The following is a 23,220-nucleotide window of genomic DNA, read 5'->3' as shown; positions in this document are numbered from 1 at the left end:
ATGTTAAGAGAGACCGTTGCAAAAAAACCAGAATCCGTTCCCATTTTTCGGAACGAAAAAAGGAACGGACCCTTGAGGTTGGCTTGCAAACACTAGTCTCGACCATTTTGCAAAGGCCTCGTTAAAGGGCACCATCATGTTAAGAGGAGAGACAAAAGTTTGCCCCCCTTTGCTTTTTTAGTCTGTAGGATTAAACGCAGATTTAGGAGCACCACAAACCGGGCAAGTCCAGTCATCAGGTAGATCCTCAAACGCCGTCCCTGGCTCAATCCCCCGCATAGGGTCACCTTCTTTGGGATCATAGATGTAACCACAAACTGAACATTGATACTTTTGCATCACTTCCTCCTTGTAAAGATTTGAACAGGGGGGCCAAGCCCCCCTTTATCGTTTAGTTATCAAGAGTTTCTGGTTTCCAAATTTCCCAGACCTTACCAGCAAGCTCAGGAGAGGGTTTCAGAGTTGGTTTGCCTGGAGTCCAACCAGCTGGACAGGCCTCACCAGCATGCTCGCGCACATATTTGAAGGCCTCTATCTGCCTGATAAGCTCACTGATGTTACGACCAACAGGCGCGTTAAGTACTTCTACCGCCTGGACAATACCGTCTGGATCAATAATAAAACGGCCACGCAAATTAAGACCTAAGTTAGGATCATAAACTCCGTAAAGCTGACCAATTTTGGCGCCTTTGTCCCATACCAGAGGAAAAGGCACTCCACCTTCTACCATTTTGGAAAGTTCAGTTTCATCCCAGACCTTATGGGTAAAAACTGTATCAACACTTAACGCCAAGACTTCCGCACCGAGCTTCTGGAGGTCTGGATAGCGGACCGCTATCGAAGAGATCTCAGTAGGTCAAACAAAAGTAAAGTCCGCCGGATAAAAACACAGAATAAGCCACTTCTCTTTGTAGTCTTCAAGTTTTACCTCTTTGATTTCTCCCTTGACATAAGCCTGGGCCTGAAACTCAGGCGCCTGCATTCCCGGACGTACACACATGGCCTTACCTCCTTCTTATTTTATTTGTTTTGTTTTTTATTTAGAAAGATTTTTAAATATTGTCAATGTTAAATTTGTTAACATTTTAAATTAATGGACATAAAATTCCATCCCTCAGCTCGAAAGATAGGAATTTTTTGTAGGTAAGCAAGGGTTTAAAAATCAAATTCTGGGTGGAACAAAAGCTATTAAGAAGTCTCCTCCTTTAGGTTTGGGACGAAAATCCTTGGTAAAAACCTGAATTTTTTTCTGATTAGGATCTATGACCAAAAGCGGTATAAAGTCTTTCCCCAGGCATCTTGTTAACTTCTCAAAAGTAAAAGCCTTTGAGATTTTGAGCTTTTTGATGCTATATCCCTGGCGGTATCTTAGCTCAAAAAATTGATAGTCTATGTTTTCGCCAAAGAGAATACGGCCTTTTGAGGGAGAAGCCCTTAAACAACCTACAAACTTTTGCAAGGGCGCTAAGCGATAAACCTCTTTGTGGCCAAAAATTTCAGAAAAATGCACCACCGCCAAAGTATTTACTTCATCATTTCCTGTGAGGGCGAAAAGTCTTCCTATTCCTTCGAATTCGATTTCCTCTAAAACACAATCAGAAAAAATACTGGCATAAAAATGCGGCAGACCTTCTTGCTCCGCGGCCTTTATGTGAAACCAATTGGTATCAATCAAAAGAACCTGAATGTTTTCCTCGTACACAAGACGTGCGATCTCACGCGCCCAATCATGGGCTCCTAAAAAAAGAATACCCTGAGGCTCTGGTTGCGAAACTTTGAGCCTACGGGCAAGAGGTTTTAAAAAAAGACCGTTTACTAGCACCGTCCCCATTATCACGAAAAAGACAATGCCCACTACACTTTCCGCCTCTGGAAACCCCTTTTCTTTTAGGTGTAGCGCAAAAAGAGAAGACACCGCCGCCGCAATAATTCCACGAGGGGAAACCGCTGCCAGAAAAAGCTTTTCACGAAAATTTAATCCAGAACGAAAAGTTGAAACAAAAACAGCCAAGGGCCTTACCAGTAAAATGATTCCCAATAAAAAGAAAAATTCTTTAAGTCCATAAGAAAATAGCGTCTCAAGCTTTAAGCGTGCCACAAGAATAATGAACAAATTGGCAAGAAGCGGCAGCGCGAGATTTTCTTTAAAAGTGGCTACCTGACTTATTGAAATTACATTTTGATTGGCTAATAAAATTCCCATAACAGTTGCGGTAAGAAGTCCTGATTCCGGCTGAAGTAAATTGGAAATGGCAAAGCCAACCATCAAAAACATGAGAAAAAAGGGCACCTCTAAAGACTCTGGCACAAAGTAGCGCTTCATTACCAAAATCAAGACCTTGGTCAAAACATAACCAAGGCTAAGACCTATCAAAAACATCTTAAAAAGAGGCAAAATCGAAGAAAAACCGGAAACTCCGTGAAGTAGGGCCTCAAACACGAGCACTGCACATATCGCACCTATAGGATCAATGAGAATGCTTTCCCATTTAAGGATGGGACCTAAAGGTTTTTTGGGGCGTATGTGACTAAGAAGCGGAGCAATGACAGTAGGGCCGCTAACTATCAAAATGGCCCCTATCAACAAAGACGTTTCTTTGCTCAGGCCAAGTACGTAGTAAGCTAAAAGGCCGGTCAGTAACCAAGTTAAAAGGGATCCTAAGGAAATGAGATTGATAACTACCGAAGCCCTTTCTTTTATTTCTTTGAGTTTAAGCCTTAGACTCCCTTCAAAAAGGATGATCGCTATCGAGGCCGAAACAATAGTAGGAAGAAATTTGCCAAAGACTTCATCAGGATTAAACCAGCCTGTAATAGGCCCTATTAGCAACCCAACAACCAGGAAAAGAATAATAGAAGGAAGACGCAACAACCACGCAAACCACTGGCAGATGATCCCTAACGCGATAATAGAAGATAAAATTAAAAGCGTATTTTCTTCCATTAGCGCCGCAAGGTGGCTTTGAGTCTCAAGGGATTCAAAAAGAGGTCAAGGGCATCGTTGATGTCTTTGACCAATATGTCAGCGGCCAAAAAGGCCTCTTTGGAAAGACCTTCTTCCATCAAAACCGCTATTCCAAGGGCAGCTTCGGCGAGCATTAAGGCGTCGTTTTCCCCGTTTCCAATGGCAGCCACCTGTTTGGGCCCAAGCTCTTCAACATATTTGAGCTTTAATTCATCGTGTTTTTCACCAGGAGGTAATATGTGAATTTTTACGTCAACATCTAAAAGGGCTTTTTTGGCCTTACCAAAGGTGTCTGCAGTTATCACATGTATTTCAAAAGTTTTAGCCAGTTCGTTTAACTTTTCTTTAACCCCCGTTTTTGGCTTTCCATCTACTGCCAGCGTTCCATTGAAGTCAAAGACCAGATGTTTAAGCTTCAAAAAGCCGAATTGGGGTATTTCCAAGGTAAACATAGCTGGCTCCTATATTTCGAAATAACTTAAGCGGGCTGCATGGCATTGGATGTTTACCGCCACCGGTAAACTGGCAATATGAGTAGGGTATTTTTCAATGTGAACCGCTAGGGCAGTGGTTTTGCCTCCAAAACCAAGTGGCCCTATACCGAGCTTGTTTATCTCTGTTAAAAGTTCCCGCTCAAGCTCAGCTAAAGTGCTATCAGCAGAAGGCTTGCCAAGCGGCCTTATCAGAGCTTTTTTGGCAAGTAAGGCTGCTTTTTCAAAGGTTCCACCAATCCCTATCCCAACTGTGATAGGCGGACAAGGATTTGGACCAGCTTCTCTTACGGTCTCAAGGACAAAGTCTTTTATACCTTCTATGCCCGCGGCAGGAGGAAGCATCTTGAGTTTGCTCATGTTTTCGCTGCCGCACCCCTTGGGCAAAACCCAGAACTTAGCTTTGTCTCCAGGAACTATCTCTACGTGAACAACCGCAGGAGTGTTAGTCTTTGTATTTTTACGGGTGATAGGATCAGCAACCGACTTGCGCAAGTAGCCTTCTTCATAACCCTTGGCTATTCCTTCGTTAATAGCTTCAATGAGATCCTTTACTTTTAAATCTTCGCCAAGCTCAACAAAGACAACGGCTATCCCTGTATCCTGACAGATAGGAAGTTCCTCTTTTGCGGCTATCCTGGCGTTTTCGATGAGGATTTCTAAGGCCTTTTTCCCCAAAGGGGAAGGTTCATCGTTAAGGGCCTGCTCAAGGCGCGCAAGAACCTCTTTTGGCAAGATCTTACAGGAAGAAATGGCCCCCTGTGAAATACGCGCAATAATTTCTTCTTTGCTTATCTCCCTCATAACTTTTGAGTAACACATTCTTTTTAAGAGGCAAGACGTCAAAATTTTGCCTGGCACTTTTTTGTTTTTTGGTTTAAAAAAACGCCATGCGTTGTTTAAAGGTAAAAACAGGAAGACCTTACGAAATCCTCATCGAAGGTGGCCTTTTAACCGAAGTCCCTGAAGACCTTGCCCAAATTAATCTTGGCCACCGCTACGCCTTAATTTCCGATAGCAACGTAGCAGAATTCCTTGGGGAAGACCTTTTGCGTTTGTTAAAAGAAGCTGATATTTCTGCCGAACTTTTTGTTTTCCCTGCTGGTGAAGTCTCAAAAAACATGGACACCGTAGTATCCCTCGCCAGGCAGATGGTTAGCAAAGGCTTTGACCGCAAGTGTGCTGTCATTGCCCTTGGAGGCGGAGTCACAGGAGACCTGGCCGGCTTTCTTGCTTCGATATACTTACGTGGAATCCCCTACGTCCAGATCCCAACCAGCCTTCTGGCCCAGGTTGATAGCTCGGTTGGCGGAAAAACCGGGGTGGATCTCCCTGAGGGGAAAAATCTTCTCGGCACATTTTATCAGCCCTGGCGGGTTTATATCGATTATGGCGTGCTGGCAACCCTTCCCTTTGAGCACCTAAAAAACGGCCTGGCAGAAGTGGTCAAATACGGCTGTATTTCAAGCCCTGAGCTTTTTAAGTTTTTAGATGATAACGCCTCTTCGCTTCTTAACTATGACGCCTACACCCTGGAACACATTATTTACGAAAGCTGTCGCATTAAAGCCGATGTTGTCTCACAGGATGAAAAAGAAGGCGGTCTCAGGCGCATTCTTAATTTTGGGCACACTATTGGCCATGCCATAGAAGCCGCTGCCAATTATGAAATGCTTCACGGATTTTGCGTAAGTATCGGCATGGTCGCCGCAGCTAGGCTTTCTGAAGAATTAGGCATAGCTCAAGAAGATTTAAGCGCCCCCATCGAGGCCCTTCTCAAGAAACTAGGCCTCCCTGTGCGCATTCCCAAAGAGTTAGATCCTGCCAAAATCGAAGCTTATCTGCGCGCTGATAAAAAAGTCTGGCGTGGCAAGCTCGTTTTTGTCCTTTTGAAAAGATTAGGTGAGCCAGTTTTTTACGAGGAGCCACCCAAAGAACTCATAAGCAAGATAATCGACTCTTTAAGAGCCGAAGATGCGTTTTCTTAAGTGACTTGCGCGCACCTGAGCCGCAGCCTGGACAACTTCCGCAAAATCTTGCCAAACTTCTCGCTCTAATTTTTTGGCTATTTCTTTTTCAAAGGAAGAAGATCCTTCTTCAGGGCTTTTTACTTTAGAGATTTTAGGCCTATTCAGGTTTCCTAAACGAAAAAGCTCAATGTTTAAAGTTTCAAAGGCGTCACTTATCAAAACCATATTTGCACCGTACACAGGAAAAAGCTCCAAGCGATCTACCACCCATCCTCCAGTATTAAAAACTTTTGTCCATGAACGATAAGGATAAAATTTATCAAGCCTTGCGAAAGGCTTGTGGGTGTGCCCAAAGATAAAGTCAAACTTGTATTGTGCCAGTTCGTCATTATCCACAGGGAGCGCCTTTTTTATCTCCTCGAAAAGAGGGCCTTCTATAAACCATCGTAGTTCTTTTTCTGAGTCAGAAGACAGGCTTCTTTCTTCTTTGCTGCGTTCTGGCAAAAATTCTTTTTCTGTTAGTTTGCCAAGCACCCTTTCAAAAACATCATCTTCCCATCTTTCAGGCACAAGGGGAATATCAAGATTTTTAGCCAGAACCATGGCAAATCTTTTTATCAAGTCTTTAAAAGTGGCTGGCACCAAAAGACATTCATAAATGCTTTCTATCTTTTCGCCAGCAGGACCAGATCTGCCCATGGTGGACCAGAAGAAATCTATCCAGGCAAAGTTTTCTTTTTCTATTTGGTCTAAAGTTTTTGGTTCCTTTTCATCAGGAAAAAGCAACACGCGCAGTTTGCTCATCAAGCGGTAGATACCTTCCATTAAATGTCCGTGATGCAAGCAGATTATCTTCTTTTCTTCTTCGGCTATAAGGCCAAATACCGGATAAATCATCCCCACAAAGAAATCATCAAGAGAGTTAAAACGGCTTAAAAATTTCGCGATAAAAGGCGAGGGAACATAATGATACTCTTTAGAGGGAAAGGCGTTAGAAATGTGCCATGGCTCTGGAAGTTCGCTTCCAGGTGGTTTGCGACGCCAAAGAAAATCGCTGTATTGGATCTCTCGGGCTGTTTCCCAGAGATGATGATCATGATTTCCCGGTACATAAATTAACCCTTGAAAAAGGGCCCTTTTCACTAAAAATTCCTCTATTAAGCGCTCAAAGGCCATCGCAGCCTGGTTAAAACGCGCAAGGGCCATTTCAAGGCCATCTCCCAGCACAACCAAATATGGCCTTTTTGTTTCAGGAGAAATAAGTTCTTCCAAACAATCGGCAAATTTGGTAAGAACTGGAGACGGTTTTAAGGGGTCTATTTCATCCACCCCTGGCTTTAAGTTTGTTAAAAGACTATCTTCTTCACCGAGGTGCAAATCAGAAAGGATCAAATACCGTATTGACATGACATCCCCCTTGTTTATTTGATTATACGACCGATGAATGACAAAAAGAAAGAAAAAATCACCATAAAACAGTTAAAAGACATAAAACCGCTGGCCTCAGAACTTAAACGCATTTATCTTGAGGCCTACCAAGACGACTATCTTTATGCTTATCGTGAGCCCCAGAGAGTAAAACGCTATCTAAAGTGGCTTATAAAACACGCAGACGGGGGCTTTTGGGTAGCTTTTGTCAACGATAAACCCGTAGGCTTTATTGCCATTCAACCAGACTGTCGCTTCCACGGAGAAATCGTCCCGGAAATACACGAGCTTGTTGTTGATCCAGCCCATCAGGGCCGTGGTATAGGAAAACTCTTGATGCAAAAGGCACTAGATTTTTTGCGCAAAAAAGGCTTTTCCAGAGTGGCCCTTTGGGTAGGAGAAAGAAACGAAGACGCCAAGCGTTTTTATGAAAAACTTGGTTTTAGAGTAACCGACCGGCAAGGGGCTTGGCTGCGCATGGAAAAAGAGCTTCAAACTTCCTCTGAAAAAAGATCAAGCAGCTTGTCAAGAACAGCAAAAGCTTCTACCACGTCGGAAAGCTCTATGATTTCTTCTGGAGTATGACACCGGGCTAGTTCTCCTGGCCCAAAGACAACTGGTTCAAGACCGGCAGCGTAAAGATGCGCCGCATCAGTCCAGCTTGGCATACCTGAAAGCTCAGGCTCTTCCCCTAGTGCCTTTTGATAGGCCTCACAAATCTTTTGTACGATGGGAGACTCGGTAGAGATAGCAAAGGGCTCAGATACGTCTTTAACCACGTAATGAACATTGGGAAAATCATCTAAAATAGCTTTAATCTCAGCAATAACATCTTCGGTTTCTTGGCCGGGTAAGACCCTAAAATCAACTTCTACGATACAGCGATCTGGCACACGGAGCTCTCCATCCCCACCGCTAAATCTTTCAACATTGAACCCACCAGGACCAACCAAAGGATGCTCGGTGTAGAGAAACGAAAGCCTTTTCAGCTTGGACATCAGTTCAATAGCACGTTCAATAGCATTTTCACCATGGGGAATACAGCTTCCGTGAACAGCTTTACCCATGACTCTTATTTCAAATTCAACTGAGCCACCTTCAGCAATAGCTATTTTTAGGTCTGTTGGCTCAAGCACCACCGCATAAAGAGGGAGTTTTTCCCGGGCAAGCATGGCAGAGCCCTGGCCTTCACGTTCTTCGTCAACAACGAAGGCAAAGGTTGCCGGGATCTTTTTGCCGGCTTTTAAACGCTCCTCAAGCAGCATGAGCATTATGGCAACGCCTGCCTTGTCGTCACAAACACCTAAGCCTTCAAGCACGTCGTCTTTTATGCGCGGAGGAAATATCCCGAGCCAAGGGGGAACTGTGTCCACATGGCTCACGATAAGGAGTTGGTTAGCGGGATCTTCATTAACAATGAGGTTCCAGAATCTATCAGGGACTTCCTGTTTGCGTAAAGGAAGACCTATTTGTGAAAGGCGTCCGGTAAGATATTCAAGGATTGCCCTTTCTTCACCACTTGGGCTTGGGATAGAGGCTAGGGTAAAAATGAGTTCTTTAAATTTGTTTTTTAAGTCCATGAAAGAAGTAAAAACCTTTCGGGTAATCTTGTCAAACTGAGCTTGAGGGGTTAATTTATGTTTCGTGCGCGCCCGTAGCTCAACCGGATAGAGCGTTGGACTACGAATCCAGAGGTTGGAGGTTCGAGTCCTCCCGGGCGCGCCAATTAGTTTTTATACCTTCCCCTCGCGCACGAGGCGGGCGAAATGCTCAAAAGATCTATCCCAGGTGCGCTCAGCCTCTGGTGGAAAACAACACCCAGGAAGTTCTCTCCTTGACAGATGATACTTTAAACACTCACAACAAATACCTTTTTTAGAACAAGGCTCATAAGTACAATTACACCTGGCAAGGTTTTTTTTCTTTTGGCATTCCATCCCTTACCTCCTAAATATCAAGCTCTCGGTATTCAAGGGCGTGAGTCTGGATAAATTCACGCCTTGGTTCTACCTTTTCGCCCATAAGGGTGTTGAATAGTTCGTCTGCCATAGAAGCATCAGAGATATCAACCCTTAATAGCCTGCGGGTCTCTGGATTCATGGTGGTCTGCCATAGTTGATCCGGGTTCATCTCACCTAAGCCTTTGTAGCGCTGAATATGGAGCCCTCTGCGTCCTTCCTGGCGCACAAATTCAAGAAAGTCTCTCAAAGTTTCAAATGTTTTTTCTTCTCCGCGAGCAGTGACCTTTATGGGCTTTCCAATGTAGTCTCTTAGAACCTCATATTTTTTTCGAGCCTTTCGGTATTCATGAAAAACAGGTATCTCTGGACCAACGGTGAAGAAAAGATAAGAAAATTCTTTCGATGATACGTCAAACTCATAAGCGTCTTCCTGAGAACGACTAAGACGGATATGACCTGTGATAAAGCCTTTGTCTTTAAAAAGAGAAGCCAAATTCTCGACAAATTCTTTACTTGTAAACTGGTCAGCCCTGCTAACACCTGCACTAAGTAAAACCATAGCAGCTTCGGGCCAAACACCTTTACGTGATAGCTCTTGCAAAGCCTCTTCAAGGGCAGAAAGATCTTTGAGAAACTTTTTGGCTTCGTTTGCTGAAAAAACCCGGCCTTCTATTTCGATGGCAATATTTTTTACCGCCCTCTCAAAAAGATAGGTGTCAAGGTCCTGGTCATCTTTAAGATATGTTTCTTTTTTGCCCTCAACTACCCGATAAAGAGGCGGCTGAGCAATGTAAAGAAAACCCCTTTCTACCAGAGGGATCATCTGTCGGTAAAAGAAAGTGAGCAAAAGGGTCCTGATATGAGCGCCATCTACATCTGCGTCTGTCATAATGATAATCTTGTGATACCGACATTTATCTGGATCAAAGTCTTTCGGCCCAATGCCTGTTCCAAGGGCTGCCACTAACTGGCGGATTTCCTCAGAGGAAATCATCTTGTCAAAACGAGCTTTTTCTACATTAAGGATTTTTCCTCTAAGAGGTAAGATGGCCTGGAAACGCCGGTCGCGGCCTTGTTTGGCACTTCCACCAGCAGAATCACCCTCAACTATAAAAAGTTCGCGTTCTTCGGGATTTTTGGACTGGCATTCAGCAAGTTTACCTGCCATCATTACGTCAAGGGCTTGGCCTTTTTTGCGCACAAGTTCCCGAGCCCGTCGGGCAGCCTCCCGCGCGCGCGCAGCTTCGACAATCTTTGCCAGTATCTGGCGAATCTCTTTAGGGTGTTCTTCAAACCAGCGCGACAAACCCTCAAAAACGATTGATTCAACTAGGGGCTTAATTTCGCTATTACCAAGCTTAGTTTTGGTTTGTCCTTCGAATTGGGGCTCAGGAACCCGAACAGAAATAACTGAAGTGAGCCCCTCGCGCACATCATCGCCTTCTACTTTTATCTTCAAGGCCTTAGGCAAATTATCGTGGGTAGCAATATAGCGGTTAATAGCCTTGGTAAGGGCCGCCCGAAAGCCAACTACATGGGTTCCGCCTTCTTTGGTATTGATGTTGTTTACAAAGGAATAACACAGTTCGTTAAAACCATGGTGATACTGAAGGGCAACTTCTACCTGCACTAAGTCTTTTTCGCCAGAAATGTAAATAGGTTCTTTATGGATAACTTCACGTCGGCGGTTAAGGTATTTTACGAACTCAACGATACCGCCTTTATAATAAAATTCCTCTTTTACGCCTGCGCGTTCATCAATTAAAACAAACTTGACTGTGGGATTTAAAAAGGCAAGCTCTCTTAGCCTGTGGACAATAACCTCATACTGAAACTCAAGCTCACCAAATATCTCGGGATCGGGTTTAAAAGTGATGATAGTGCCTGTTTTATCGGTTTTTCCTACCACTTCAAGGGAAGTTATAGCTTCACCACGCTTATATTTTTGACGATAAATTTTTCCATCACGGTGCACCTCGGCCACCAACCATTCCGAAAGGGCGTTTACCACTGAAACCCCTACTCCGTGAAGCCCGCCTGAGACTTTGTAAACACTATGATCAAATTTGCCACCAGCATGAAGCCTGGTCATAACAACTTCAAGGGCGGGAATACCTTCGGTGGGGTGAATATCAATGGGAATACCGCGACCGTTATCTTCAACCGTAATAGAACCGTCTTCGTGGATGATCACTTTAATTTGGGTGCAGAAGCCTGCCAAAGCCTCGTCCACAGCATTGTCAACCACCTCCCAGAGGAGATGATGAAATCCCTCTGGGCCTGTTGAGCCAATGTACATAGCAGGCCTTATCCTTACACCCTCAAGACCTTCCAGAACTTTTATTTGTGAAGCCTGGTAATCTTCTCTTTTATTCATGGCTATACACTCGACATAGGCATTACTAGGCAAAAGAAGCCTTTATCCTCAGGGCCAGTAATTACACAGGGCGTATCTTCGTCTTTCAATGAAAATTCTACTTCCTCTGAAACCATAACATCAAGGGCATCGGTAAGATACTTGGCATTGAAGTTTAAAACAATCTCTTCGCCCTGGAAATTGATAGGTACCTTTTCTCTTCCTTCTCCCAGATCAGGATGTTGGGAGACCAAGGTCAAAATACCATCTTTTATGTGAAAAGTTACCGGACGATAACGTTCTGCCGAAATAATAGAAATGCGCTTCAAAGCCTCGAGGAGTTTTTTACGGGGAACAAGGATAAGATTTTCCCTTTCTTCTGGAATAACAGCCCGGTAGTCAGGATACTGGCCGTCTATTAAGCGGGCTGTTAGGAGCATAGCAGGTGCAGCACAAATAAGATGATTTTCTTTGATGCCTATTTGGATTATGGGGGATTCCTGGGCTATTTTCTTTATTTCCTGGGCAGCCTTTTTAGGCATAATGATCCCTGGGCTTAAATCAAGCTGCGAAACCCCTTCAATCTCGCGGTCTATCATGGCTAAACGATGACCATCAGTAGCAACCAGGCGCAGAATGTTTTCTTCTTCAAGTTTTTCAACATAAATACCCGAGAGGATAAAACGCGTTTCTTCCGTAGCTACGCAAAAAATGGTCTTGGTTATCATTTCAAGGATTATATCTCCTGGGACTTCTACCAGTTCTACGTCATCTGTATCAGGAAGGGCCGGGAAATCTTCAGCCGGAAGGCAGGCAAGTCTGAAAAAGATGTCATCATCAAGGGGAGAGGTAATTTTTAGCCAGTTATTTTCTTCTTCTAAAACAAGTCTTTCATGGGGGAAATCTTTTACTATTTCGTAAAATTTGCGGGCAGGAATGGCTAATTCACCGGGTTTTTCTATTTCAGCTTCAAAATATGACTTAAAACCCAGTTCAAGGTCAGTAGCAGCTACTTCAATACCTTCATCAAGGGCCTTAAAAAGTACCGTTGATAAAATGGCCATGCTTGATTTGCGGTCTGCGATCCCTTGTACTTTTGAGAGCACTTTTAGGAGTGGTTCCTTTTCAACTATCAGCTTCATTTTTTACTCCTATGTATTAATTTTTTAAAAGATAGAAGTTATAAAAACGGTTTAAATTGTCAAAAATGTGTCCAGAGCTAGATATTTTAAGGAAAATGACCTGTTGAAATGTTTGTTGAAAATTTTTGGTAAAAAATATTAACACTTTTTTCAACACCTTTTTGACAACTTTTTTAACATCAAATTTAGGCCTGAGGCCTTTCTTTAAATAACATGAAAACAGCTAAAAAAGAAAAGATTTTCCTGCATATTTGTTGTGGGCCATGTACTCTTTATCCCTTAAAAAAATTACGGGAAGAAGGCTATGATGTAATTGGCTATTTTTATAATCCCAATATACACCCTTTTCGAGAATTTCGGAGAAGAATAAAGGCTTTAACTCAAGTTTCTGAGCAAAAGAAACTACCCGTAATCTTTGAAAAAGAATATAGGCTTAAGGAATTTTTAAGAAAAGTTATCTATCGAGAAAATAAAAGATGTGAAGTCTGTTATTTAATGAGGCTTGAGCAATCTGTGAAAAAGGCAATATCAGAAGATGCCGATGCCTTTACCACCACCCTTCTTTATAGCCGCTATCAACCTCATAAACTGATAAAAGAAATTGCCGAAGACCTTTCATTTCGTTACAAGATTCCCTTTCTTTACCGTGATTTTCGAGAAGGCTGGGAAGAAGGCCAAAAAGAAGCGAAAGCCCTTGATATCTACCGTCAGCCTTATTGTGGTTGTATCTTTAGTGAGCAGGAACGCTACGACAAAAAATTAAGAAAAAAATACACAGCAAGGAAAAAGGAGGATAAAAATGAATCCTCTTGAGGATTTAGGCAAAACTTTGTTGATTCTTGGCCTTTTTATGGTCCTGATAGGGGTTTTCTTGGTTTTTGGGAGCAAGATACCTTTTCTTGGCAAGCTCCCTGGAGATATCGTTATCAAGCGCGAAAACTTTACTTTTTATTTTCCGTTAGGGACTTGTATACTGCTGAGTGTGCTTCTCAGCCTTCTTTTTTCGCTGATTTTTCGGAAGTGATCAGTTTTCTAAATCCTTTAGAATCATGAGTTTTTCTTCGGCTTTTAAGGCCCAGCGCGACTCCGGTGCTAGCTGGAGGATGGATTCCCATACTTTTTTGGCTTTTTCTTCTTCACCAAGCCGCAAGTACACCAAGCCTAGGTAATAACGAGCTGCCATGTCTTGGCGGTTAAAGCGTACTGCTCTTCGAAAATCAAGCCGTGCTTGTTCATATCGGCCTTCTTCAAAGGCGATGAGCCCTCGATAAAAATAAGCTGTAGCATAGCGAGGATTATATTGTATGGCTTGGTTTAAATAAGAGAAGGCCTTTTTACGGTCGCCGAGCTTGTAATAAGCCCAGGCAAGATTCGTATAAGCAATAAAAGGCCTTTGATAAAAGGGATTTTTTAGGGCCTTTTCAAAGGAAGTAATGGCCTTTTTTATTTCTCCCTTGAGAAGATAAAGAGATCCTAAATTGTTAAGCACTTCTGGATTATCTGGTGCCAATTCAAGGGCTTTTTTAAAATTTGTTTCTGCCTTATCAAAATCGCCTTTGTCCATGTAAATGAGGCCTATGAGGTTATATACCTCCGGGTCTTTAGGATAGACTTTCTGTGCTTGATAGGCCTCTTTTAACGCTTCTGCTAAGCGACCTTCGTGATAATAGATAGCTGCCCGTTCAAGATAAATGTCTGCTTTTTCTTTGTAAAAGCTAGGTGGTGGCTCCACACTCTGACAGGAAGCCACCACCAGCAACATAGCCAAAAGTAAGAAAGCTTTAGATGACTTTGTTAAGGGCATATTCGATAATTCCTTGGGCGCCGCCTTCTAATAATTTTGGAACTAACTCCCTAACTACATCTTCGGCAACAACGGTTTCTATAGCAAACCAGTCGGATTCATAAAGAGGAGAAATAGTAGGGGCATTTAGGCTTGGAAGAATACTCACTATCTTTTCAAGGTTTTCTTTAGCAACGTTCATCTTCAAGCCAACAAGTCTGTGAGCCCGAAGAGCACCCTTAAGCATCACGGCAAGTTGTTCTATTTTTTTGCGTTTCCAGGGATCAGCCCAGGACTTTTCGTTTGCAATTAAATGCGGGGTGCTTTGCATGAGTTCGTGGATAATTTTTAACCCGTGGGCCTTGATAGTGGTCCCTGTTTCAGTAACTTCTACAATGGCGTCAGCAAGGCCCTGAACTACCTTAGCTTCGGTTGCGCCCCAGGAAAATTCTACCTGGACATTTATGCCGCGTTCGGAAAAATAGCGTTTGGTGAAATTGACGAGCTCGGTTGCGATTTTTTTGCCCTCAAGGTCTTCGAGTTTTTGAATGTTTGAGTCTGCAGGAACGGCAAGCACCCACCTTGCAGGACGTTTACTCACCTTGGAATAGACGAGCTCGGTCACGTAGTGGACTTTAGAGTCATTTTCAAGAATCCAGTCTTTTCCGGTAATACCACAGTCGAGAATGCCTTGTTCTACGTAGCGGCTCATTTCCTGGGCACGGCAAATAGCACATTCTATCTCTTCGTCGTCTATTTCTGGAAAATAACTGCGATGATGCACGTTGATGCGCCAACCGGATTTTTCAAAAAGTTCAATAGTTGCCTTCTCGAGACTTCCTTTGGGAATGCCTAGTTTAAGCTTTTTTTCCATAAACCACCTCTGGATCGAAAATTTTTTCTTGGTCAATGATCAATTTACCGTTTTCTAAACGGCGGTAAAAACAGCTTCGATAACCTTTGTGGCAGGCTGCGCCGCCGAGCTGTTCTACTTTAAGCAAAATGGTATCTTTATCGCAATCAAGGCGTATTTCCTTAACCAATTGCACATGACCTGAGGACTCACCTTTTAGCCAGATCTTTTGGCGACTACGGCTAAAGTAATGGGCCTTTTTTGTCTCAACGGTTTTTTCCCAGGCCTCTTCGTTCATGTAAGCAAGCATCAGCACTTCGCCGGTAGCAAAATCCTGTGCAATAACAGGAATAAGGCCACCGGTTTTTTCAAAATCTGGTTTTTCCATAGGGCCTCCTTTAAGTGCTTGCTTAGTATAACGGCGGACTATGAACAATAAAGAGCTTAAGAGGGGAATTTCCTGTATTTTTTACGCCGTGTTCGTCTCTTGCAGGCACAAAAACATAATCACCTGGTTTTATTTTTTCCCATTTCCCGTTAACAAAAGCTTCCCCTTCGCCTTCTAGAACAAAAATAGAATCAATTTGTGGATCATGAATATGCCGTGCGATTTCAACATCAGGTTCGAGGAGGAGCAGGCAAACACTGATTCTGTCTGTTTTTTCCGCATTTATAAGGGGTGCCCATTTTACTCCGTCAAATTTTGGATGAGGCACAAAGGTTATATCGTCCTTAGGAAAAAAATATGCCATAAGACTCTCCTCCTTTGAATTTTTCTTTTCAATAATAACTTTTTAAAAAGCTAGCAAAAGTTATAAATCTGTTAAAAAGAGGTAAAATTGCTTTAAACATGCTAAACCTGGCTTAACAATGTCAAAGCTTATTTTTAAAACTATCATTTTATGGATATTGATAGCTATTTTTGCGGTACTAAACGGAATCTTACGGGAAAAATTGTTTGTTTCTTTGATGGGCATAAAAATCGCCCTTCCTTTAAGTGGATTGACTTTATCTTCAATAATCGCGACCATTGTATGGTTTTTTCTTCCGAAAATGGGGTTATCTAGAAGGATTGACTTCATTTTAGTTGGCGTTCTTTTGGTATTTTTTACTTTAATCTTCGAATTTTTGTTTGGTTATTTCGTGATAGGCAAAAACTTTTCTGAATTGCTTGAAGTTTTTGATATAAAAAACGGAAATCTTTTTCTTTTGGTACTTTTAGTAATTGGTTTTTCGCCTTGGGTGTGTGCCAAAATAAAATATGGAGATCTTTGAAAAATGGGAACGGATCCATGCGATTGTGCTTGCAAAATTGTTCTCGGAAATTTTTCAAAGGTCTCCACATGGTCTTTAAAAAAGGTCTGGAGGGAATATGAAAATTTATGGCATTATTCCTGCTCGCTATGGTTCTACCCGCTTTCCGGGAAAACCCTTAGCGCTTCTTGCTGGAAAGCCCATGATCCAGCATGTTTACGAACAGGCCAAAAAGTGTCCCCTACTTGAAAAAATTGTAGTTGCTACAGATGATGAGCGCATAAAAAAGGCTGTTGAAGAAGTCGGGGGCATTGCGCTTATGACTAGTCCTCATCACGCTTGTGGTACCGAGCGCATTGCTGAAGCCGCAGAAATTTTAAGGCTCGCCCCAGATGACATAGTTGTGAATATCCAGGGAGATCAGCCGCTTCTGGAACCGGCTGTTATCGATGAATTGGTAAAGCCTCTTCTTTTAAAAACTCATATTCCCATGGCTACTGTAGCAGTGCCTATTACCCGTGAAGAAGAAAAAAAAGACCCTAACAGGGTCAAAGTGGTAATTAATAAAGAAGGCCTTGCCCTTTATTTTTCCCGCTCTCTGATCCCTTTTCACCGCCCCCCTGGCAAGAGTCCCAAATACTTAAGACACATAGGGATATATGCTTATCGCAGGGAATTTTTGGATACCTTTGTAAGGCTTGAACCAGGAGAACTGGAAATAGCAGAGAAACTCGAACAGTTACGCGCTTTGGAATACGGCTTTCCTATCGCGGTTTCTATTACCAAATATGAGTGTCCAGAGGTTGATACCGAAGAAGATCTTAAAAAAGTAGCAAAAATGCTTGAGGGTTAAAATAAAAAAGGCCCCGTAAGGGGCCTTAATGTTCATGTAAAAGATAGGAATTAGTCTTCTACAACGGTAACGTTTGCAGCTTGTTCTCCTTTGGGGCCTTGAGTAATTTCGAACTCAACAGTTTGCCCTTCTTGGAGGGTTTTAAAACCGTTCATCTGGATGGCGGAAAAGTGGACGAATACGTCGCCACCGTCATCCCTGGAAATGAAACCATAGCCCTTCTTTTCATCAAACCATTTAACCTTACCTCTAACCATGTTACCAAAATCCTCCTGTAAATTTAATACTTAATGGCATTATACAAAAACGAAAAATAAAGTAAAGCAAAAATTAAAAATTTTCTTAAATTTTGCTAAACTTTTCTAAGTAAAGCATAAATGAAAGGAAAATGATAAAAAACTGTGTGAGACCTTTGCAAAATTGTCGAGAGCAGTATTGCAAGCCAAGCGCAGGGGGATTCGTTCTTTTTTCGCAACGAAAAATAGGAACGGATTTTAGTTTGGTCACGGCATACCGTGCTCCTACAAGAGCAAAATGGTGGCAGTCTAGAAAACTAAAGGGTGCTTTTACTTTTAGCACCTGAAGAATCCACAGACAGGTCGGTGGATTCTTTGTTTCGCTCAGAATGACGTCTTCGCCCGTGGTTTAGGACTTCGACTCAGAGTAGGCTTTTCACTTTATCTAGTAAAAATTAGTAAATAGCCCTGACAAAATTCCTAACTAAATTAGGATAGTTTTGGGTGTAAAAGTCTCATAGGAGGGTAAAATGGCTTATATAAAAGATTTAGGGGAAATTTATTTGGCCAAAAATTACAAACGTTTTCCTGTAGCCTTTGTAAAAGGAAAAGGCACACGGCTTTTTGATGAGGAGGGAAACGAATATCTCGATTTTTGCGCAGGCATTGCCGTTTGCGCCCTTGGCCATGCACCAGATGAACTGAGTAAAGCCATATGTGAGCAGGCGCAAAAACTGATCCATGTTTCCAATCTTTACTGGACTGAGCCCCAGGCAAAGCTTGCCCGTCTTCTCTGTGAGCACTCTTTTGGAGAAAGGGTATTTTTTTGTAACAGCGGGGCTGAAGCCGTGGAAGCAGCCCTTAAACTTGCCAGACGTTACGCCTGGAAAAACTTTGGCCCAGAAAAAAACGAAATCATCGCCCTTGAAAACTCCTTTCACGGTCGCACATACGGAGCACTTTCTGCCACTGGTCAACCTGTTTACTGGCAAGGTTTTGAACCCATTGTGCCAGGTTTTAAGCACATCCCTCCAAACGATATCAAGGCCTTAGAAGAGGCTTTTTCCCAAAAGACCTGCGCCATTATCCTTGAGCCCATTTTGGGCGAAGGCGGGGTTATTCCCTTGAGCGACGAATTTGTGCAGGAAGCCCGAAAGCTTGCTGATAAATACCAAGCTCTTCTTATTTTTGACGAAATTCAGACTGGCATAGGCCGCACGGGAAAACTTTTTGCCTACGAATGGACAAGTGTTGTCCCTGATGTCATGTGTCTTGCCAAGGGTCTTGCAGGGGGTATGCCCCTTGGAGCCATTGTTGCTACCGAAAAAGTGATGGAAGCCCTTGAGCCAGGCACCCATGCCTCAACCTTTGGTGGAAACCCGGTAAGCTGTGCCGCAGCCCTTGTGGTGCTTGAAAAAGTACTGGCAAACGGCTTTCTTGAAGAAGTCACTTTAAAAGGTAAGGCACTTTTCCAGAAACTCGAGAACCTTGCCGAAAAATATCCTGAAAAAATCGCGCAAGTAAGGGGAAAAGGCCTGATGCAGGGCCTTGAGTTAAAAATTTCGGCAACTCCGGTGGCAAATTTTCTTTTTGAACAAAAGAAAATTCTTCTTACGGTCATTAAAGACCGGGTGCTCAGGTTTACACCACCGCTGGTGGTGGCCTATCGCGAGATAGACGCCTTAGCAGAAGCCCTTGAAGAGGCTTTGCAATCTGTTAGTCTATAAAAAAACTCAAATTAAAATTTTTCTAAGGAGGGAGTTATGCTAAGTGAAAAGATGGAAAAGGCCTTTAACGAGCAATTAAAATGGGAATTTTATTCTGCCTATCTTTATCTTGCTATGGCGGCTTATTTTGACAGCATTAACCTGCCGGGTTTTGCCAAGTGGATGAAGGCCCAGGCTATCGAAGAATCCGTTCACGCCATGAAATTTTATAACTACATTAACGAACGGGGCGGCCGTGTTGAGCTCCATGAGATAGAAAAACCGCCTGTTGAGTGGGAATCCCCCCTTGCCGTGATGGAATTTGCCTTGGCCCACGAGCAGGAAGTTACCAGACGTATTAACAACCTTATGAATCTCGCCCTTGAAGAGAAAGACCACGCCTCTCAAATTTTTCTCCAGTGGTTTGTTACCGAGCAGGTAGAAGAAGAAGACTCTTTTGGAAGCATTGTTGATCAAATGCGTTTGGTTAAGAATTCTCCTGAGGCCCTTTTCATGATGGACAGAGAGCTTGGCTCCCGAAACATTGATTTCACCGCCCTTTCACAGGAAACGCAATAGTTGCTTGACCAGCCCCTGGCCTTTTGGTATTTCTCTGGAGAGCCAGGGGCTGTTATGGAATTTCGTAAAAAACATATCCTTGATATCGCCAGTCTTGCGCCTGAAGAAATTACTTTTATTCTTGATACCGCAGAGGCCCTAAAAGAAGTTCTAGAACGCCCGATTCCCAAGGTTCCAACCCTTCGCGGAAAAATCGTCGCACACCTTTTTTTTGAACCTAGCACCCGCACCCGATTATCCTTTGAGCGCGCGGCTAAGACCCTTTCTGCGGATATTTTTAATTTTACCGCCCGGATGAGCAGCGTTGAAAAAGGAGAGTCCCTTCTTGATACCGTACTAAATATTAAGGCTATGGGGGCCGATCTCTTTGTCATCAGGCATCCCAACGCAGGTGCCCCGCATTTTATTGCCGAAAACATAAAAACACGTGTTATCAATGCCGGTGACGGCTTTAACGCCCATCCAACCCAGGCCCTTTTGGATCTCCTTACCGTGCGGGAAAAAAAGGGCGACTTTAAAGGCCTTAAGGTAGCTATCATAGGCGATATAAGACATAGCCGGGTGGCGCACTCAGATATCGTTGCTTTTCGCAAAATGGGGGCCGAAGTCTTTGTCTCAGGCCCTGCCACCATGCTTCCACCAGAAAGAGAAGCCCTGGGGGCCAGGGTTTGTTACCAATTAGAAGAAGCCCTTAAAGATGCCGATGTAGTCATGGCCCTTAGGGTGCAAAAAGAACGACATGGCCGTGCTTTGTTTCCATCGGTGCGGGAGTATGCCCGCTATTTTGGTATCAACCAGGAAAGACTATCCCTTGCCAAAGAAGACTGTCTTCTTATGCATCCAGGCCCTATTAACTGGGGGGTAGAGCTTAGTCCAGAGCTAGAAAACGACCCACGAAGCGTTATCCTCACGCAGGTTACCAACGGGGTTGCCGTGCGCATGGCCCTTTTAGTGCTTCTTTTAGGGGGTGAATAGTGAAGCTTTTACTCAAAGGCGGAAGAATCATTGACCCTTCCCAAAAAATTGATTTAAACGGCGACCTATTAATAGCAGAAGGAAAAATTAAAGAAATTGCCCCAGAGATTCACGCTGAAAGCGCGAAAATTATAAATTGCCAGGGCCTGATCGTTTGTCCGGGCTTGATAGATATGCACGTTCACCTGCGCGAGCCAGGTGAGGAATGGAAGGAGACCATTGCCACCGGGACTCTTTCCGCAGTGGCAGGGGGTTTTTGTGCGGTGGCTTGCATGCCTAATACCAAACCCCCCAATGATAACGCTGAGGTAACGCGCTTTATCCTGAAAAAAGCGGCTGAAGCAAACCTTGCCAGGGTCTTTCCAGTGGCCTGTATCACCAAGGCCCAAAAGGGTGAAGAACTTACTGAGTTTGGCGAGCTAAAAGACGCAGGAGCTGTAGCTCTTTCTGATGATGGTTATCCCGTGCCCGATGCGGGGCTTATGCGTCTTGCCCTTGAGTATGCCAAAAACTTTGATCTGCCCATAATTTCCCACTCGGAAGAGCTTTCCCTTTCCCAGGGGGGCCATGTAAACGAAGGCCTTGCCTCGGCAAAGCTTGGCTTAAAAGGCATTCCGCGGGAAGGCGAAGCTATAGCCATTTTTCGTGAGGTAATGCTTGCTAAACTTACGGGCTATCCTGTGCACATTGCCCATGTCTCTACCAGACTCGGTGTAGAAATTATCAGGGCCGCAAAGGCCCAAGGCATTCCCGTTACCGCAGAGACTGCGCCGCATTATTTTTCCCTTACTGAAGAAGCCACTTTTGGCTACCGCACTAACGCCAAGGTAAATCCACCCCTTAGGACTGACGAAGACCGAGAGGCCATTTGCCAGGCCTTAGCTGATGGAACTATCGACGCCATTGCCACAGACCATGCGCCCCATAGCCCGCTTGAAAAAGTTTGCGAGTTTGAAAAAGCAGCCTGCGGTCTCATCGGCCTTGAGACTGCCTTGCCCCTTGCGCTCCGCCTGGTACGCGAAAAGGTATTTTCCCTTTCGCGCATGATTGAACTTATGTCCCTAAATCCCGCACGTATTTTAAAAATTTCTGGTGGGACCCTTAAGCCAGAAGCACCAGCTGATGTAACGGTTTTTGATCCAGAAAAACGCTGGGTAGTAACCGAAGACGCCCTTCATTCAAAGAGCAAAAACTCGCCCTTTTTGGGCTGGGAAATGCAGGGTCAGGCCTTGCTTACCATAGTGGCCGGTGAAATAAAATTTTCGCGGCTAAATTAGATTCCATTGCCAGAATTCATTCCCATTTTTCGTTCCGAAAAATAGAAGGATCCTTTTTGCTGCAACAAGATCTTTTTCAGTTCATTTCCGTAATAAGGATCGCTTGAAAATTGACAAAGCCGTTGTTAATTTTCAAGCAATGTACAAAAAACGTTTTCTTGCGGAACGCATCAAAAAGGCTCTTCGGTATTTCCCCGTGGTTGCTGTAGTTGGAGCGCGGCAAACGGGAAAGTCCACTCTTGTGCAACACGAGTTTCCTGAACGAAAATATTTTTCGTTGGATTCTCCTGAAATAAGACAAGTGGTTGAAACGGAACCTTATGGATTTCTTTCTGCACAAAAAGGCCCTTGGACTCTTGATGAAGTTCAGAAAGTTCCAGCGGTTTTTGAAACCCTTAAAGTCATGGTTGATAAAGACCGAGAACCTGGACGCTTTTTGCTTACAGGTTCTGCCAATTTCCTTCTTTTGAAGAAGGTTTCCGAAACCCTTGCCGGGAGAATAGCTATTTTTGAATTATCGGGTTTTATGCTTGCTGAGGTTGAAGAATATTCTCCTCCTGAGTTTTTGAAAAATTGTTTGGTAGAGACAAAACTGCCTTCGTTAGAAGAGCCACCATCTAAACCTCCCCTTGAGAGCTTGATTAAAAGAGGAAGTCTTCCTCCGGCAGTTCTCATGGGAGATGATGAATTACGTCTTCTATGGTTCGAAAACTACATAGCTACTTATCTTGAAAGAGATTTACGAGATATATCACAGGTGGCTTCGTTAGGTGATTTTCGCAGACTTATGGGGCTTGCGGCTTTGAGGACTGCCCAGGTCCTTAACATCTCAGAATTGGCAAGGGATGCAGGTATTGCTCCTTCTACAGCCCGAAATTATCTTCAACTCCTTGAAATTTCTTATCAAATAAGGAGGCTTCCTCCTTATTTCACCCATCTTGGTAAAAGATTGACTAAATCTCCAAAGCTTCATTTTAGAGACACAGGCGTTGCTTTAAGCCTTTCGGGGATAATGCCTCAAGTCAGTAGGTTAACACTGCATCCTTACTATGCAGCCCTCGTGGAAACTTTTCTAGTTGAAGAGATTGCAAAGTATTTTTTGGTATTTGAGCCTCAGGTGCGCATTTATTATTATCGAACCCTTGCAGGAGCAGAAGTAGACCTAGTGGTCGAATTCGGTGAAAGGTTACTTCCCATAGAGATTAAGGCTTCGTCAACGGTATCTTTGAAAAAACTCGCTGGATTAAAACAATTTCTCAAAGATTTCGAAAAAAGAGCGCCTTTTGGCCTGGTTTTATACCTGGGAGAAGAAATTTTTCAGCCAGCTTCTAATATTCTGGTAGTTCCCTGGCATTATGTAATCTAATTTCCACAAGAAAGATAAGCAGCGT

The 23,220-nt window shown here is 43.5% G+C and carries 26 protein-coding genes and 1 tRNA gene; 12 read left to right on the top strand and 15 right to left on the bottom strand.

The features are described 5' to 3' along the window. Window positions 1-177: 177 nt before the first annotated feature. The 5 genes from rd to H528_RS0104785 all read right to left on the bottom strand — a co-directional run bounded on the left by rd (window position 178) and on the right by H528_RS0104785 (window position 4,260). A complete protein-coding gene (rd, locus tag H528_RS14285) occupies window positions 178-339 on the bottom strand; it encodes a rubredoxin (RefSeq protein WP_022853210.1) in 162 nt (53 codons plus the stop codon). A gap of 52 nt (window positions 340-391) precedes the next feature. Beyond that, window positions 392-1,000: a thioredoxin-dependent peroxiredoxin gene (gene prxU / locus H528_RS0104810; RefSeq protein ID WP_157608126.1), complete on the bottom strand. Its 609-nt coding sequence runs from the start codon at window positions 998-1,000 to the stop codon at window positions 392-394. A 162-nt stretch (window positions 1,001-1,162) separates the two neighbouring features. Further along, window positions 1,163-2,944, bottom strand: coding sequence for a cation:proton antiporter (locus tag H528_RS12725; protein ID WP_022853208.1), 1,782 nt, complete (start codon window positions 2,942-2,944; stop codon window positions 1,163-1,165). Beyond that, complete coding sequence (locus tag H528_RS0104790) at window positions 2,944-3,417, bottom strand: HAD family hydrolase (RefSeq protein WP_022853207.1); 474 nt, start codon at window positions 3,415-3,417, stop codon at window positions 2,944-2,946. The genes H528_RS12725 and H528_RS0104790 overlap by 1 nt, the downstream gene beginning before the upstream one ends. A 9-nt stretch (window positions 3,418-3,426) precedes the next feature. Continuing rightward, on the bottom strand, window positions 3,427-4,260 hold the full coding sequence (locus tag H528_RS0104785; protein WP_022853206.1) for a fumarate hydratase: 834 nt from the start codon (window positions 4,258-4,260) through the stop codon (window positions 3,427-3,429). A gap of 86 nt (window positions 4,261-4,346) precedes the next feature. On the opposite strand from H528_RS0104785, the gene aroB reads away from it, so the two are divergent. Further along, a complete protein-coding gene (gene aroB, locus H528_RS0104780; RefSeq protein WP_022853205.1) occupies window positions 4,347-5,444 on the top strand; it encodes a 3-dehydroquinate synthase in 1,098 nt (365 codons plus the stop codon). Here the strand turns inward: aroB and H528_RS0104775 are convergent. Beyond that, the gene (locus H528_RS0104775) at window positions 5,418-6,833 is read right to left on the bottom strand and encodes a metallophosphoesterase (protein WP_022853204.1); all 1,416 of its coding nucleotides are present in this window, start codon (window positions 6,831-6,833) and stop codon (window positions 5,418-5,420) included. The two genes, aroB and H528_RS0104775, sit on opposite strands and share 27 nt — an antisense overlap. A gap of 33 nt (window positions 6,834-6,866) precedes the next feature. Between H528_RS0104775 and H528_RS12720 the strand changes: the two genes are divergently transcribed. Further along, entirely contained in the window at window positions 6,867-7,439 is a 573-nt protein-coding gene (locus H528_RS12720; protein WP_022853203.1) for a GNAT family N-acetyltransferase, read from the top strand. On the opposite strand, the gene H528_RS0104765 is transcribed toward H528_RS12720, so the two are convergent. Further along, window positions 7,346-8,434, bottom strand: a complete 1,089-nt coding sequence (locus tag H528_RS0104765) for a M20 family metallopeptidase (protein ID WP_028845783.1) — start codon at window positions 8,432-8,434, stop codon at window positions 7,346-7,348. The two genes, H528_RS12720 and H528_RS0104765, sit on opposite strands and share 94 nt — an antisense overlap. 68 nt (window positions 8,435-8,502) lie before the next feature. On the opposite strand from H528_RS0104765, the gene H528_RS0104760 reads away from it, so the two are divergent. Then, window positions 8,503-8,579: transfer RNA gene (locus H528_RS0104760), tRNA-Arg, on the top strand. Window positions 8,580-8,587: 8 nt separating this feature from the next. Here H528_RS0104760 and H528_RS0104755 read toward each other — a convergent pair. The 3 genes from H528_RS0104755 to dnaN are packed head-to-tail and all read right to left on the bottom strand — an operon-like array spanning window position 8,588 to window position 12,313. Continuing rightward, window positions 8,588-8,791, bottom strand: a complete 204-nt coding sequence (locus tag H528_RS0104755) for a DUF6485 family protein (protein ID WP_022853202.1) — start codon at window positions 8,789-8,791, stop codon at window positions 8,588-8,590. Between the two features lie 10 nt (window positions 8,792-8,801). Then, entirely contained in the window at window positions 8,802-11,192 is a 2,391-nt protein-coding gene (gene gyrB / locus H528_RS0104750; protein WP_022853201.1) for a DNA topoisomerase (ATP-hydrolyzing) subunit B, read from the bottom strand. A gap of 2 nt (window positions 11,193-11,194) precedes the next feature. Further along, entirely contained in the window at window positions 11,195-12,313 is a 1,119-nt protein-coding gene (gene dnaN / locus H528_RS0104745) for a DNA polymerase III subunit beta (protein WP_022853200.1), read from the bottom strand. 213 nt (window positions 12,314-12,526) lie between these two features. Here dnaN and H528_RS0104735 point away from each other — a divergent pair, with 213 nt between their 5' ends. Together H528_RS0104735 and H528_RS0104730 are read left to right on the top strand one after the other, a co-directional pair. Next, window positions 12,527-13,126: an epoxyqueuosine reductase QueH gene (locus H528_RS0104735; protein ID WP_022853198.1), complete on the top strand. Its 600-nt coding sequence runs from the start codon at window positions 12,527-12,529 to the stop codon at window positions 13,124-13,126. Continuing rightward, window positions 13,113-13,337: a DUF2905 domain-containing protein gene (locus H528_RS0104730; protein ID WP_022853197.1), complete on the top strand. Its 225-nt coding sequence runs from the start codon at window positions 13,113-13,115 to the stop codon at window positions 13,335-13,337. Before H528_RS0104735 ends, H528_RS0104730 begins: the two co-directional genes overlap by 14 nt. On the opposite strand, the gene H528_RS13990 is transcribed toward H528_RS0104730, so the two are convergent. The 4 genes from H528_RS13990 to H528_RS0104710 are packed head-to-tail and all read right to left on the bottom strand — an operon-like array spanning window position 13,338 to window position 15,701. After that, window positions 13,338-14,117: a tetratricopeptide repeat protein gene (locus H528_RS13990; RefSeq protein WP_022853196.1), complete on the bottom strand. Its 780-nt coding sequence runs from the start codon at window positions 14,115-14,117 to the stop codon at window positions 13,338-13,340. Continuing rightward, window positions 14,095-14,970: an ATP phosphoribosyltransferase gene (hisG, locus tag H528_RS0104720; protein ID WP_022853195.1), complete on the bottom strand. Its 876-nt coding sequence runs from the start codon at window positions 14,968-14,970 to the stop codon at window positions 14,095-14,097. The genes H528_RS13990 and hisG overlap by 23 nt, the downstream gene beginning before the upstream one ends. Next, the gene (hisI, locus tag H528_RS0104715; protein WP_022853194.1) at window positions 14,954-15,337 is read right to left on the bottom strand and encodes a phosphoribosyl-AMP cyclohydrolase; all 384 of its coding nucleotides are present in this window, start codon (window positions 15,335-15,337) and stop codon (window positions 14,954-14,956) included. Before hisI ends, hisG begins: the two co-directional genes overlap by 17 nt. A 22-nt stretch (window positions 15,338-15,359) precedes the next feature. Then, window positions 15,360-15,701 (bottom strand): cupin domain-containing protein, encoded by a 342-nt coding sequence (locus tag H528_RS0104710; protein WP_022853193.1) that lies wholly within the window; start codon window positions 15,699-15,701, stop codon window positions 15,360-15,362. A 118-nt stretch (window positions 15,702-15,819) separates the two neighbouring features. Here H528_RS0104710 and H528_RS12710 point away from each other — a divergent pair, with 118 nt between their 5' ends. Together H528_RS12710 and kdsB are read left to right on the top strand one after the other, a co-directional pair. Next, window positions 15,820-16,224, top strand: coding sequence for a hypothetical protein (locus tag H528_RS12710; RefSeq protein WP_033396255.1), 405 nt, complete (start codon window positions 15,820-15,822; stop codon window positions 16,222-16,224). Window positions 16,225-16,321: 97 nt separating this feature from the next. Continuing rightward, window positions 16,322-17,056 (top strand): 3-deoxy-manno-octulosonate cytidylyltransferase, encoded by a 735-nt coding sequence (gene kdsB / locus H528_RS0104700; RefSeq protein ID WP_022853190.1) that lies wholly within the window; start codon window positions 16,322-16,324, stop codon window positions 17,054-17,056. 50 nt (window positions 17,057-17,106) lie between these two features. Here kdsB and H528_RS0104695 read toward each other — a convergent pair whose 3' ends face one another. Continuing rightward, on the bottom strand, window positions 17,107-17,313 hold the full coding sequence (locus H528_RS0104695; RefSeq protein ID WP_022853189.1) for a cold-shock protein: 207 nt from the start codon (window positions 17,311-17,313) through the stop codon (window positions 17,107-17,109). Between the two features lie 536 nt (window positions 17,314-17,849). On the opposite strand from H528_RS0104695, the gene H528_RS0104690 reads away from it, so the two are divergent. From H528_RS0104690 to H528_RS0104670, 5 genes are all read left to right on the top strand, one after another. Beyond that, a complete protein-coding gene (locus H528_RS0104690) occupies window positions 17,850-19,019 on the top strand; it encodes an acetylornithine transaminase (protein WP_028845782.1) in 1,170 nt (389 codons plus the stop codon). Between the two features lie 36 nt (window positions 19,020-19,055). After that, on the top strand, window positions 19,056-19,577 hold the full coding sequence (locus H528_RS0104685; protein WP_022853187.1) for a ferritin: 522 nt from the start codon (window positions 19,056-19,058) through the stop codon (window positions 19,575-19,577). Between the two features lie 54 nt (window positions 19,578-19,631). Continuing rightward, on the top strand, window positions 19,632-20,552 hold the full coding sequence (locus H528_RS0104680; protein WP_028845781.1) for an aspartate carbamoyltransferase catalytic subunit: 921 nt from the start codon (window positions 19,632-19,634) through the stop codon (window positions 20,550-20,552). Beyond that, window positions 20,552-21,829 (top strand): dihydroorotase, encoded by a 1,278-nt coding sequence (locus H528_RS0104675; RefSeq protein WP_022853185.1) that lies wholly within the window; start codon window positions 20,552-20,554, stop codon window positions 21,827-21,829. The genes H528_RS0104680 and H528_RS0104675 overlap by 1 nt, the downstream gene beginning before the upstream one ends. Window positions 21,830-21,932: 103 nt before the next feature. Continuing rightward, window positions 21,933-23,195, top strand: coding sequence for an ATP-binding protein (locus H528_RS0104670; protein ID WP_022853184.1), 1,263 nt, complete (start codon window positions 21,933-21,935; stop codon window positions 23,193-23,195). The last annotated feature ends 25 nt before the right edge of the window (window positions 23,196-23,220 follow it).

This window comes from Thermodesulfatator atlanticus DSM 21156 (genome assembly GCF_000421585.1).
In the GTDB taxonomy this organism is placed as follows: domain Bacteria; phylum Desulfobacterota; class Thermodesulfobacteria; order Thermodesulfobacteriales; family Thermodesulfatatoraceae; genus Thermodesulfatator; species Thermodesulfatator atlanticus.
The sequence above is the reverse complement of the archived record's forward strand: the minus strand, read 5'-3'. Positions and strand labels throughout refer to the sequence as shown.

What these genes read in the sequence shown, in the direction of transcription:
- rd (WP_022853210.1), bottom strand. Translation starts at nt 339, where the DNA reads ATGCAAAAGTATCAATGTTCAGTTTGTGGTTACATCTATGATCCCAAA.
- H528_RS12725 (WP_022853208.1), bottom strand. Translation starts at nt 2,944, where the DNA reads ATGGAAGAAAATACGCTTTTAATTTTATCTTCTATTATCGCGTTAGGG.
- H528_RS0104790 (WP_022853207.1), bottom strand. Translation starts at nt 3,417, where the DNA reads ATGTTTACCTTGGAAATACCCCAATTCGGCTTTTTGAAGCTTAAACAT.
- H528_RS0104785 (WP_022853206.1), bottom strand. Translation starts at nt 4,260, where the DNA reads ATGAGGGAGATAAGCAAAGAAGAAATTATTGCGCGTATTTCACAGGGG.
- aroB (WP_022853205.1), top strand. Translation starts at nt 4,347, where the DNA reads ATGCGTTGTTTAAAGGTAAAAACAGGAAGACCTTACGAAATCCTCATC.
- H528_RS0104775 (WP_022853204.1), bottom strand. Translation starts at nt 6,833, where the DNA reads ATGTCAATACGGTATTTGATCCTTTCTGATTTGCACCTCGGTGAAGAA.
- H528_RS12720 (WP_022853203.1), top strand. Translation starts at nt 6,867, where the DNA reads ATGAATGACAAAAAGAAAGAAAAAATCACCATAAAACAGTTAAAAGAC.
- H528_RS0104765 (WP_028845783.1), bottom strand. Translation starts at nt 8,434, where the DNA reads ATGGACTTAAAAAACAAATTTAAAGAACTCATTTTTACCCTAGCCTCT.
- H528_RS0104755 (WP_022853202.1), bottom strand. Translation starts at nt 8,791, where the DNA reads ATGGAATGCCAAAAGAAAAAAAACCTTGCCAGGTGTAATTGTACTTAT.
- gyrB (WP_022853201.1), bottom strand. Translation starts at nt 11,192, where the DNA reads ATGAATAAAAGAGAAGATTACCAGGCTTCACAAATAAAAGTTCTGGAA.
- dnaN (WP_022853200.1), bottom strand. Translation starts at nt 12,313, where the DNA reads ATGAAGCTGATAGTTGAAAAGGAACCACTCCTAAAAGTGCTCTCAAAA.
- H528_RS0104735 (WP_022853198.1), top strand. Translation starts at nt 12,527, where the DNA reads ATGAAAACAGCTAAAAAAGAAAAGATTTTCCTGCATATTTGTTGTGGG.
- H528_RS0104730 (WP_022853197.1), top strand. Translation starts at nt 13,113, where the DNA reads ATGAATCCTCTTGAGGATTTAGGCAAAACTTTGTTGATTCTTGGCCTT.
- H528_RS13990 (WP_022853196.1), bottom strand. Translation starts at nt 14,117, where the DNA reads ATGCCCTTAACAAAGTCATCTAAAGCTTTCTTACTTTTGGCTATGTTG.
- hisG (WP_022853195.1), bottom strand. Translation starts at nt 14,970, where the DNA reads ATGGAAAAAAAGCTTAAACTAGGCATTCCCAAAGGAAGTCTCGAGAAG.
- hisI (WP_022853194.1), bottom strand. Translation starts at nt 15,337, where the DNA reads ATGGAAAAACCAGATTTTGAAAAAACCGGTGGCCTTATTCCTGTTATT.
- H528_RS0104710 (WP_022853193.1), bottom strand. Translation starts at nt 15,701, where the DNA reads ATGGCATATTTTTTTCCTAAGGACGATATAACCTTTGTGCCTCATCCA.
- H528_RS12710 (WP_033396255.1), top strand. Translation starts at nt 15,820, where the DNA reads ATGTCAAAGCTTATTTTTAAAACTATCATTTTATGGATATTGATAGCT.
- kdsB (WP_022853190.1), top strand. Translation starts at nt 16,322, where the DNA reads ATGAAAATTTATGGCATTATTCCTGCTCGCTATGGTTCTACCCGCTTT.
- H528_RS0104695 (WP_022853189.1), bottom strand. Translation starts at nt 17,313, where the DNA reads ATGGTTAGAGGTAAGGTTAAATGGTTTGATGAAAAGAAGGGCTATGGT.
- H528_RS0104685 (WP_022853187.1), top strand. Translation starts at nt 19,056, where the DNA reads ATGCTAAGTGAAAAGATGGAAAAGGCCTTTAACGAGCAATTAAAATGG.
- H528_RS0104680 (WP_028845781.1), top strand. Translation starts at nt 19,632, where the DNA reads ATGGAATTTCGTAAAAAACATATCCTTGATATCGCCAGTCTTGCGCCT.